Origin of the sequence: Mesorhizobium sp. M4A.F.Ca.ET.090.04.2.1 (genome assembly GCF_003999085.1) — a bacterium.
Lineage (GTDB): Bacteria > Pseudomonadota > Alphaproteobacteria > Rhizobiales > Rhizobiaceae > Mesorhizobium.
In genome coordinates this window covers 1-10,415 of sequence record NZ_RZOT01000181.1, presented here as the reverse complement: position 1 = coordinate 10,415, position 10,415 = coordinate 1, and the positions used below count along the sequence as shown (strand labels likewise).

Genomic DNA, 10,415 nt, shown 5'->3' with positions numbered 1-10,415 from the left:
CGAGCAGCGGCCCCTTCAGATAGCGCTCGTCATCGTGATAGCCGAGGATCGAGTTCTCGTTCTCCTCGAAGGCCAGCACCAGGCCGACATGGTGCCGGTCCTCCGGCACATGGGCGAGCCCGCGGTCGCGCAGTTCGCCGGGATCGGCCTTGCCGGTCAGGTCGATCGGCTTGCCGTCGAGCATGACCGAGCCGGAGACGGCATGGCGGATGCCGGAAATCGCCTCGAGCAGTTCGGACTGCCCGTTGCCGGCGACGCCGGCGATGCCGACGATCTCGCCGGCGCGCAGGTCGAAGGAGACGTCGTCGACCATGGTGACGCCGCGCGAATCCTTGACCGTCAGGTTCTTGACCGCGAGCTTGACGGCGCCGGCTTCCGCCTCGCCCTTCTCCACCCTGAGCAGCACACGCCGTCCGACCATCAGCTCGGCCAGTTCCCCGACCGTGGTCTCCTTTGTCACCCTGGTTGCCACCATCGTGCCCTGGCGCATCACCGAGACCGTGTCGGTGATGGCCATGATCTCGCGCAGCTTGTGGGTGATCAGCACCACCGTCTTGCCCTGATCCTTCAGCTGTTCGAGGATGCGGAACAGATGGTCTGCCTCGGCCGGCGTCAAGACGCCGGTCGGCTCGTCGAGGATCAGGATCTCGGCGCCGCGATAGAGCGCCTTGAGGATTTCGACGCGCTGCTGCAGGCCGACGGGCAGTTCCTCGATGATCGCGTCGGGATCGACTTCCAGCCCGTATTCGCGTTCCAGCCGCTCCAGCTCCGAGCGCGCCTTGGCGATGCTGCTCTTCAGCAATGCGTCGCTCTCGGCGCCGAGGATGACGTTTTCCAGCACCGAGAAATTGTCGACCAGCATGAAATGCTGGTGCACCATGCCGATGCCGAGCGCGATGGCGTCATTCGGCGTCTTGATCGACGCCGGCTGGCCGCCGACGCGGATCTCGCCGCTGTCGGCCTGGTAGAAGCCGTACAGAATCGACATCAGCGTCGACTTGCCGGCGCCGTTCTCGCCGACAATGCCGTGGATGGTGCCGCGCGCGACCTCCAGATTGATATCGCGGTTGGCGCGCACGGCGCCAAAACTCTTGTTGATGCCGATCAGCTCGATTGCGGCTTGCGCCATGCAGCCTGTCCCACTCAGTTTTTTTATCGCTTGGTCAAAACGCCTAGCATGCTGCCCCGCCCGTGCCAATTGGCCGGAGGGTTGTCCACTCTCGACAAATCCCCGCGCGCTTGTCAATTTCGAACGTGGCCGGGACCTTCACATTCGCTAATGTGGGGAACGCGACGGATACGTCGCCTGTGAGCGCAACTGACCGGGGTTTTGAAATGATCATGCCTGCCGACCGGCTGACGACGCTGGAAATCCGCGCCGCCGAGCAGGAAAAGACCATCGAGGAACTGTCAGGCCAGATCGCCGAGCAGTGGAAGGTGATCGAGCGAATGGAACGTAAGCTCAGCGCGCTCACCGACCGCTTCCTGGCCCTGGAGGAGCAAGCCGCGTCCGACGTGCCGGTCACCAAGCCGCCGCATTGGTGAGGGAGGGAGAAGCGTGATGGCCAGTGAAAGCGACCGCATCGCCCGCGCCGGCGACTATGTGTTCGGCCTGATGAACGACATCGAGCGCCGGCGCGCCGAACGCGACCTCGAAATCGACCCCGCCTTCCGCGACGCGGTGCAGCACCTGGCCGAGCGCATGCGCGCCTTCGACCCCGCCGCGCCGGTGGACGGGGCGACCGACAAACGCTGGAATCTGGTCACCCAGCGCATCGCCGAATTGCCGCAGATGCGGCTTGCCGGCGTTGGCAGCGGCGACAGCCGCGCGGAAGCGCGGCCACCCGTCATTCGCAGGCTGGAGCGTCCGCCCTACGACGTCGGCCTGCACGCCCTTGGCGGCCGGCGCGGGTTTGTCGTTGCCATGGCGCTGGTGGCCGCCTTCGCGCTCGGCTACCTGACCGGCGCTTGGTCAGCCGAGGGCACGCTTCTGCCATGACTATGCATTCCGCGAAAAACAAGACCGCCGGATTTGCACCCGGCGGTCCGCATTGCTGAAGATCAGCGCCGATCAATACGGGCAGGCATTGTCCGACATGTAGTCGTGCACCTTGACGGTGCCGGCGATGATGTCGGCCTTTGCCTTTTCGACTGCTGTCTTCATGGCATCGTCGACGAGCGCCTTGTTGTTGTCGTCCATGGCGTAGTCGACGCCGCCTTCCTTGAGGCCGAGGTCGTTGATGCCGGCGGTGAACTTGTCGTTCTTGGCATCCATGAAGGTGTTGTAGACGGCGACGTCGACGCGCTTGACCATCGAGGTCAGCACCTTGCCGGGCTGCAGCCCGTTCTGGTTGGAATCGACGCCGATGCCGAGCTTGCCGGAATCGGCCGCCGCCTGCAGCACGCCGACGCCGGTTCCGCCGGCCGCCGCGTAGATCACGTCGGCGCCCTGGTCGATCTGCGTCTTGGCGATCTCACCGCCCTTGGCCGGATCGTTCCAGGCGGCCGGCGTGTCGCCAGTCATGTTCTGGATCACCTCGGTGGCGCCGGCCGACTTGGCACCGCCGACATAGCCGCAGCCGAACTTGCGGATCAGCGGGATGTCCATGCCGCCGATGAAGCCGACCTTCTTGGACTTCGAGGCCATCGCCGCCATCACGCCGACGAGATAGGAGCCTTCCTGCTCCTTGTAGACGACGGAGCGGACGTTAGGCTTGTCGACGACCATGTCGATGATGGCGAACTTGGTGTCGGGGAATTCGGTGGCAATCTTGTCCAGTGCGTCCGCCCAGGAGAAGCCGGCCATGACGATCGGATTGCGGCCGTCCTCGGCGAAGCGGCGCAGCGCCTGCTCGCGCTGGGTGGCGTTGGAGACTTCGAATTCGACATAGGCGATGCCGGTCTCGGTCTTGAACTTCTCAGCGCCGTTATAGGATGCCTCGTTGAACGATTTGTCGAACTTGCCGCCGAGATCGTAGAGAATCGCCGGCTGGATATCCGCGGCGAAACCCGGAAGAACCATTGCGGTTGCGGCCAGAAGGCCAAGAACGATACGTTTCATGTGATCCACACCCTGTCGGTTATTTTTCCGTTACGCACCGCCTGCCAGCCCGGTTCTCCGGCGGGCAGACGACGTCTGGCAGGAAGTATGCCCCTCCCGCTCGCGGCCAATCTGGCACGGCCCGAAACAAAATTCACGTGGAATTTTGACCTTTTGGAAAAGCATCGCGCCGGCATGCGGCGCGGCGCATCATTCGGTTCGCCGGCCGGCTTGGGCGTCGGATGGCACACCGCGGACCATCAGGTCGGAGCGAACGCGCCGCCCCGCCGCTGCCGCCGGTAACCGATGGCATAAAACAGGAAGGCCACCACCGCGAACACCGCGAAACCGGGCTGGCCGAGCACCCAGGCAATGACGCCGTCCCAGAGAAGCGGGCTGGCCTTGTCGCGCACGTAGGTCTCGAAGGCTGCGCGGGTGTCGGGTGATACCGCCAACCAACTCGTATTGAGCGGGGTCATGACCAGCGCCGAGGCCGCCACCGAGCGCGTCACGTCGACCACCGCCATGATGACGGAAACCGAAAGCGCGACCATCGCCGCGAGACGAAAGATGAAACGTAGCATCGAGACTTCCTCCCCAAGACGAAACCGGGCCGTCACAGACCCGGGTTTCGTCCCTTCCCCGTCAGAGAAATAGAGCGAGCGCGCGCCGCCGGCAATCGTCACACACGAATTTGAGCTATACCGCCGGCTTGCGTTTGCGTCGGTTGACGCGCCAGACCGCGAACACCCCGCCAGCGATGGCGCCGATGATCAGCCCGGCGAGGCCGATGAACACGGCGAAATAGCCGCAGGCGCCCTCGAAGCAACTCATGTCGCTGGCATCCGCGATCAGCGAGCCCGCGGCAAAGCCGGCGCAGGCGCCGATCGCCGCGCCAAGGATGATGCCGAGCAAGGCCGCCACCACCGAAACCAGCACCGGCGGGCTCTCGGTTTCCGCATTGGCATAGACCGCATCGGCACCGGCACCGCGGCGCAGCAGGTAGAGGCAAAGCAGGCCAATCGCGATCTCGCCGCCGGTAAAGACAAGGCTCCTCGCCGAGAAGACGAAGTCGGGCGTCAGAAGCACATAGGCCTGCTGCGCCAGCAGCCAAAGGATGGTCGCGACCTGCCAGATGGTGAAATGGCGCGGGAAGCGCGCCGAGCGATTGAAGGCGAGGCCGAGCAGGTAAAGCCCCCAAAGGATGGTGACGATGCCCGCGACAAGGCCGCCATAGATAAGGAAGAAGACGCTTTCCGGCAGGCTGGAATCGCCGACCAACCGCCATGTCGACATCAGGCCATAGACCGACCTGGCCATGACGATGACGAGCCACGCCACGGGCACGTAGGACAGCCCGCTCTCCGGCCGCGCCGCCGGCCCCTGGTTGGTCGAAGTCATCTCCGGACTGTGCCCCCGCAAAGCCTTGTGTCCACAAGGACAGCGGACGGATGGCGAAGTCAAGCAATGACAGGCTGTGCCGCCCGGTCTGTGCACATCATTCGGCCGCGGGTGCGTGGCCAAGCCGTGGCGGCGGCCGCGCGAACGGTCCCTTATGCGGCAAAGCCGACAAAGCGCCATTATGGCTTGGCATTCGCCGCGGGATCGACTAGATGAGCCCCGCGCCTCTTGCTTCGACGGCTATGGGCGCCGGGATTGAGTGTCCGCCGGTTGAGGGCGCTCGAGGTGCGGAAATACCGCGCGAAATTCCCAAGGGACTGCATATCCCCAACCCGCGCGGCAAAACCGGCCGGTGCGCTCGTGCAAGGACGGAGAGGTGGCCGAGTGGTTGAAGGCGCACGCCTGGAAAGTGTGTTTACGGGAAACCGTAACGCGGGTTCGAATCCCGCTCTCTCCGCCATACCATCAAAAAAATCAACAACTTATAGTGAATTTCCGAACTTACCCGCCAAAGAGCCCATCATGTAGGATGCTATTGATTTAGGCAGCATGCGACGGCATGAGACATCCGGCCGGGGCGCCATTCCCATCATAAAACGATATCTTGGACCCATCGAGATCACAATTCTGGCAATGGCGGTGAGCGACTACTAGGCTGGGGTGAATCTGGCCTTTCTGTGTGGCGCTGTTCTGTAAATCCCTTGCGGCCGCCTCGATCGACACCGCGCGCGCGTCTTCGATTAATTGCTTAATCGCCTATTCGCTGATGCGAGTACCATGCCTTGCGACATGTTATGCTGCCGCCCTTTCCGAGGGGGCACATGCTGATGCGCGTCTGCTGGTTGTTGATTGGGGTCGCAATTGGAGTTGCTGTGACTTTGGCGATCACAAGCCAAACTTGGCTGATCGCAAGCCTTGAATACAATCTGACCTGGGACCGGGGTCGAGATTGGGTTGGAGCTTTGTCCGGCTGGGCAGCATTCGTCGCAGCAGCGGCAAGCTTGCCCTATTTGATAGGACAGTGGCGCGAGGCCAAAAAGCAAACGAGATTCGTGATCGGCGACGAAGACCCAACCCTCGACGTCATCGAACATCTGAAAGACAAAAACACGCTTGTTATCAGAATAGTGAATTGGAATAGGCGGGCGATTTTCGTGAAGGACATTGCGGTCGCGTCCAAAACCAAACCCTCGAACATGACGGACCAGGCTGTCGTTTGGGACGCCAAGAACGAAGACGGTGATGTCGACGCGAAACTCCCCGTTCAGATCAAGGGCTGGGAAGATCGAGCGGCAAGGCCCGGCTTTGCGAGCCTCGATATCCTCCTGATTAGACAAGCAGCCGGTAGCGAGGAGAACTGGACGGCAGACAGCGTAGTGCCTTTCCCGCAGGATGCGAGCATAGTCGCGACCATTCAGATGCTGGGCAACGTGCACCGCCTGCTTGAGCTCACCGCAAACGCGTTTCCTGCAAAAACGCCTTGATGCAGGCTCCAGCGCCCGGAGCGCGTTGTCGGATGCGCATGCCGATGTCATCAGTCGTCAAAGCCAAGGTCAACGACGTCTTCAGCAAGGAACCAGTCTTGTGCCAGTTCCCTTTTCGGTCGAATTGGCCGAGGTAGGAGGTGCGCCCATCAGATAGCTTGCTTGTCCCGATGACCGCGCCAATCATCGACACGATCGCGCCAAGCGCCAGCCCGCTGCTGGTCGACGAAACTACATTTAGACCTTTCTGTCTGGCGCCTCCATCCGAATTGCGCCTGCTCTTCAAAGATGTTGGCGAGCCGGGGTTCGCGGTGGTGCAAACTTGACCGACGCGCGCATATCTGGGGGTTCGACTCGGAAGAGCGCTACCGCCTTTCCCCCCATTCGGAAACCCCGCGATATTTCCTACGGTGTTGGGCGTGACGCGAACGGCAGCTTTGCGCCTCGTTTCGGCGATGCGCCAGCGCCGAACTGGCCTCCAAAAGCTGCCAGGGACTATTTCCAGGATGCGCTCGCCGCCCAGCTTACTTAGGAAGCCTCCCGAGCTCCAAGAGCTTGGCGATGCATTTGGAAGCGACGGAGTTAGAAACGCCAAGCTTAGCGGCGATGGGTTTGTGGACTTGATTGCCCCATCCGTCCTTAGGTCCGTTCGGCATCTCCGCAAGGACGCGCTCCAATTGAAGCGAATGATAGCCTCGAGCTTTCCAGGCTTCGGCCCTCCCTAACCCTATGGCCATCGACTGAAAGAGCAGCTCCGACTTGCTCTTAGCCGCTGCTTCGGCCAGCGTCAGGCTCGCCGGTTTCTTCAACCGCAGTGAGATCAGCAGCGTGCCGAACAGGGAGGACTTCATAGCGGCGGAGCGATGAAGTCGATTCATCAAACGCACGAGGACAAATATCCTTGTGCAGCACGAAACGCCTCTGGCCATCACGACCGTGTCGCTATTCTCGCCCGATCGGAGGACGATTCTCAAGCAGACGTCGAAGGCGATGTCCAGTTCGTTATACAGTGCCGACAAGGTGCTGAAGTTGCCAAACTCAACGATCCCAGCTTGGAAGCCGTTGAACGACATGTAGTTGCCAATCGCCTGGATCAACGTACGAAGCGAGTCCAACTCCGCGCCATTCACTTTTATGGTCACCTCGCTTTCGGGTTGGTCTGACAAGGCCCCGCTGATGTTTGTAAGTTCCTTTGCGAAGGCGGAGATCCGGCGCTGGGTATCACTGGTGTGAAGCAGAAGCAGTAGCGAGGCCTGCCGTTCAGACGCCACCTTTCCGATTAGAACGGCAGTCAGCAGAAGGCCACAGGCGACGTCAAGAACAGCAACGACCCGGCCGAAGCCAACCGGAAGCACATCTCCATACCCAAGCGAGGTGAAAGTGACGATGGAGAGATAGACGGCCTCCGGGAAAGTTGGAGCGCGTCCTTCGACCAGCGCTCCTTGGCCTTGCGGAGCGAGCCAGAAGTACGTTGAGGAGACCAAGAGCGTCGCGGAGGCGATGATCATCAGATCCGCGTATGAACTGCGATCTAACAGGCGGCCGAACGGGCTTGGCATGTTCGGCTTAGAATGAGGACGCATTGCCTTTAGATCATCCGGACCGGCCTTGGCGCCCCCCATGTCTTCCATCGGCATTTCTCACTTCACTGCGCGCGATTGGAACCGCCTGTGGTCGTTTACAGGCGGTGGATTCTGCGGGTCAGGCAATAGTGCGCATAACCTTTTCGACACATTTTTGCTAAATGGAGGGCATGACCCTGCAGGCGCTCGTACCGCAGCCACGCGGTCAAAGCTCCCATTAATTGCGATTAGTGCAAGCGACTGTGAGAAACACTTCGTTGACGGCTGCGAAATTCCCCAACGACCAACGAAGCCTCGGCGCTGTTTCCCATTCTGCCTAGTGAATGGCGAATTCGGCGTGGTTGAGGATTAGTCGAGCGACGGGCAACTAGACGGGAGCATAGGATCCGTTGATCGTCGACTGGCAAGACCCCATTCGGACGGCCATCAGGGCTCGGAGGAGGCTCTTCCGCGATGAGGCCCAAAGCGGATCGTCTGGTTGAAGCCCCATTCCGGCCGGGCTAGTGCGAGTTTAGTGGGACTTCGACCGTTGCTTAGGTTGGAAAAGGTCCGGCATGGCGTATTGGGTCCAGCTCGTTTAAATTTTGCGTCGAACCCCTGGGCTTTAGCCATCCCAACGGAAGCGAATCGGGTATGTGAGCGCGCTGCTTCACCCACCATCGCTGACAAACCGCATCGCTTGCCCGCATGACTGCAACTTCGCATACTAGACTGCTCTCCCGCAAAATCTCTGATTACTGCCGTATCCGGCTCGACCCCCTCTTCCCCCCTCAAGAAAGCGCCCGCATCAGGGCGTTTCTGCTCAACCTCATCGCCCGATCTGAAACACCGCCACGAAAACTCCGCAGCTATGATTGGCAAGAAATCGGCATTCTCTGCGGTCTCGATGATGATGCAATTCGATCTGCCCGGTCCTCGATCGAACCAGCATTGGATGCGATCGCTCGAAATACAAAAACTGCGCGGAAGCCGGCGACCGTCGCGAGCCACCGCATCAACAAATCGCAGAGCCATGCGCGAGTACGTCCTCTGTCGCCGCGAGCGAAGGCCCGTGCTAGTCACCACAAAAAGCAGGAGCGGTTGGAGCGGGAAGCAACTGCAAACCGGCAGAAGCCCGGCATAAAGCCGCGTGCTATCGAGGAGTTTCCGGAACCTCTTTTTGAGGATGCATCTGATCACCCCAGCTTCCAGGCGGCGCTCGATTTCCAGATGCGCCGCCATGGCGACAGCTATTGGCATCTTCATCGGGCTGTTGTCCGAGACGACGAGAGTCTGGACCGCTCGACAATTCGTCACTGGCTGCAGGGATCAAAATCGCCGCGCAGCGTGGCGAGCATGGAAGTACTAGCTCGAATCGAGCGCCGTTATCGTCTTGCAGCAGGGTATTTCAAAGCGAAACTCCCGCTTCAGACGCGCTCGGCCTCCGGCCACATTCTCGATGATATCGGCTCGGCTGAACGCCGTCGGCTTGCGTGGCACTTGCCTGACGACTTCAACACGCGTCGTTCGGAGGAGCAGGAAGAGATCCTAGAATGGGTTCGGCGCGTGATTATCAGCGGGTCAACTGATTACCGGAAATTCCAGGCGGCTGCGTTGAAACAGCGTTACGCAATCCGTTTCCCGGGTATCACCTATGGTCAATCGGATGCTGCGAATGACGGCTATCGAGTTCAGCGCCAGCAACAGGACGATGATGGTGCCCTGTTCACCGACCCCGACCTGATATCCGGCGTCATCGAAGCGCCGCCTGGGCTTGGCATGGAAATGGCGGATTTGATCCGGTTCAAGACCGCGACGCTCACTGCGTTCGGTTTGCAGCGCAACGGTGTTTGGGGCGAAGAGACGGCATCGCAGAAGGTCGAGCATCTCGGTCTGATGTTCGGTGCGTTGGCCGCGCATCCGCGCGGACCCGTACGCGGCTATGGCGTTCCGACGCCGCATTTGACCTTTGGCCTGCTCGTCTTCCCCTCTGTCTGGGACTGGTATGTGCAATGGCGCGAGAAGCGGCGCGGATTCTACACTTCCTGGGAGGTGGACATGCTGCGAATTTCTCTCGCGCTCACTCGCAAGGACACGGGCTGGCTTAGGCAGCAACCTCACTTAGCGTCGCGGATCCGTCCCGTTAATGGACTGGTTTCACAGACCGACGTTGATCGCGCCCGCGGGGACTGGGAGGACGCCTGCGATGTCTACTTCAAGCACGCCTCCTCCCGCGTGAAGGAGATCCAGCGTATCGCGCGTGTGCACCGAGATCCTTTTGAACCAATTATGCCTGTGCTGGAGGCCGATAGCCCCGTTGGCGAGTATCGAAAGATAACGGAAGAGATTGTTCGGCTCATGCCAGATGAACGCATTCATCGCCGTCCTGCCGCCGAGGCAGTTCGTTCATTCCTGATGCTTCGGTTAGGGTTGCATCTTGGGTTGCGGCAGAAGAACCTGCGTCAGCTCATGCTCAGTGAACGCGGGAGGCTGCCAAGGTCTGAGCGTCAGCTAGCCGACATGAAGCGCGGTGAACTACGTTGGAGCGAACGTGAAAACGGTTGGGAGGTGCTTATTCCTTCGATAGCGTTCAAGAACGCGAACTCATCCTTTTTCGGAAGCAAGCCGTTTCGGCTCGTCCTGCCGAACCTGGCTGGTTTATACGAGCACATCCAGGCGTATATCGATCGGCACCGCCGAGTGCTGCTTGGAGGAATGGAAGACCCCGGCACCTTCTTTATCAAAACGGTGAAGGCGACCAGCAAGGACGCCGAATACGATCGAAACACATTTTACGAGGCGTGGCGGCTGACCACCCAGCGATATGGCATTTACAATCCATATACTCGACGAGGCGCGATCCCCGGTCTTCTCCCTCACGGCCCGCATAATGTTCGCGGCGTGCTGGCAACGCATATCCTGAAGCAG

10 protein-coding genes and 1 tRNA gene are annotated in these 10,415 nt (G+C 60.6%); 6 read left to right on the top strand and 5 right to left on the bottom strand.

Annotated elements, in window-relative coordinates; translation table 11 throughout:
- Positions 1–1,129: ABC transporter ATP-binding protein (locus EN781_RS14800; RefSeq protein ID WP_145965510.1), on the bottom strand; the 1,129-nt coding region annotated here is incomplete at its 3' end.
- 209 nt (positions 1,130–1,338) lie between these two features.
- Here EN781_RS14800 and EN781_RS14795 point away from each other — a divergent pair.
- A complete protein-coding gene (locus tag EN781_RS14795) occupies positions 1,339–1,545 on the top strand; it encodes a SlyX family protein (protein WP_187331332.1) in 207 nt (68 codons plus the stop codon).
- A gap of 16 nt (positions 1,546–1,561) precedes the next feature.
- On the top strand, positions 1,562–1,999 hold the full coding sequence (locus tag EN781_RS14790) for a hypothetical protein (protein WP_126058349.1): 438 nt from the start codon (positions 1,562–1,564) through the stop codon (positions 1,997–1,999).
- Between the two features lie 72 nt (positions 2,000–2,071).
- Here EN781_RS14790 and EN781_RS14785 read toward each other — a convergent pair whose 3' ends face one another.
- From EN781_RS14785 to EN781_RS14775, 3 genes are all read right to left on the bottom strand, one after another.
- On the bottom strand, positions 2,072–3,061 hold the full coding sequence (locus tag EN781_RS14785) for a BMP family ABC transporter substrate-binding protein (protein WP_126058348.1): 990 nt from the start codon (positions 3,059–3,061) through the stop codon (positions 2,072–2,074).
- Between the two features lie 239 nt (positions 3,062–3,300).
- On the bottom strand, positions 3,301–3,624 hold the full coding sequence (locus tag EN781_RS14780) for a hypothetical protein (RefSeq protein ID WP_126058347.1): 324 nt from the start codon (positions 3,622–3,624) through the stop codon (positions 3,301–3,303).
- 115 nt (positions 3,625–3,739) lie between these two features.
- Complete coding sequence (locus EN781_RS14775; RefSeq protein WP_126058346.1) at positions 3,740–4,441, bottom strand: DUF2569 family protein; 702 nt, start codon at positions 4,439–4,441, stop codon at positions 3,740–3,742.
- A 370-nt stretch (positions 4,442–4,811) separates the two neighbouring features.
- On the opposite strand from EN781_RS14775, the gene EN781_RS14770 reads away from it, so the two are divergent.
- From EN781_RS14770 to EN781_RS34355, 3 genes are all read left to right on the top strand, one after another.
- A tRNA-Ser gene (locus EN781_RS14770) sits at positions 4,812–4,901 on the top strand.
- A 361-nt stretch (positions 4,902–5,262) separates the two neighbouring features.
- Complete coding sequence (locus EN781_RS14765; protein ID WP_127400092.1) at positions 5,263–5,925, top strand: hypothetical protein; 663 nt, start codon at positions 5,263–5,265, stop codon at positions 5,923–5,925.
- Between the two features lie 170 nt (positions 5,926–6,095).
- Positions 6,096–6,251, top strand: a complete 156-nt coding sequence (locus tag EN781_RS34355; RefSeq protein WP_189347580.1) for a hypothetical protein — start codon at positions 6,096–6,098, stop codon at positions 6,249–6,251.
- Positions 6,252–6,449: 198 nt separating this feature from the next.
- Here the strand turns inward: EN781_RS34355 and EN781_RS14760 are convergent, their stop codons facing one another.
- Entirely contained in the window at positions 6,450–7,562 is a 1,113-nt protein-coding gene (locus EN781_RS14760) for a potassium channel family protein (RefSeq protein ID WP_127400091.1), read from the bottom strand.
- A 633-nt stretch (positions 7,563–8,195) separates the two neighbouring features.
- Between EN781_RS14760 and EN781_RS14755 the strand changes: the two genes are divergently transcribed.
- Positions 8,196–10,415 (top strand): hypothetical protein (locus tag EN781_RS14755; protein WP_127400090.1); only part of this gene is annotated, 2,220 nt, incomplete at its 3' end.

What these genes read in the sequence shown, in the direction of transcription:
- EN781_RS14785 (WP_126058348.1), bottom strand. Translation starts at nt 3,061, where the DNA reads ATGAAACGTATCGTTCTTGGCCTTCTGGCCGCAACCGCAATGGTTCTT.
- EN781_RS14765 (WP_127400092.1), top strand. Translation starts at nt 5,263, where the DNA reads ATGCTGATGCGCGTCTGCTGGTTGTTGATTGGGGTCGCAATTGGAGTT.
- EN781_RS14780 (WP_126058347.1), bottom strand. Translation starts at nt 3,624, where the DNA reads ATGCTACGTTTCATCTTTCGTCTCGCGGCGATGGTCGCGCTTTCGGTT.
- EN781_RS14775 (WP_126058346.1), bottom strand. Translation starts at nt 4,441, where the DNA reads ATGACTTCGACCAACCAGGGGCCGGCGGCGCGGCCGGAGAGCGGGCTG.
- EN781_RS14790 (WP_126058349.1), top strand. Translation starts at nt 1,562, where the DNA reads ATGGCCAGTGAAAGCGACCGCATCGCCCGCGCCGGCGACTATGTGTTC.
- EN781_RS14760 (WP_127400091.1), bottom strand. Translation starts at nt 7,562, where the DNA reads ATGCCGATGGAAGACATGGGGGGCGCCAAGGCCGGTCCGGATGATCTA.
- EN781_RS34355 (WP_189347580.1), top strand. Translation starts at nt 6,096, where the DNA reads ATGACCGCGCCAATCATCGACACGATCGCGCCAAGCGCCAGCCCGCTG.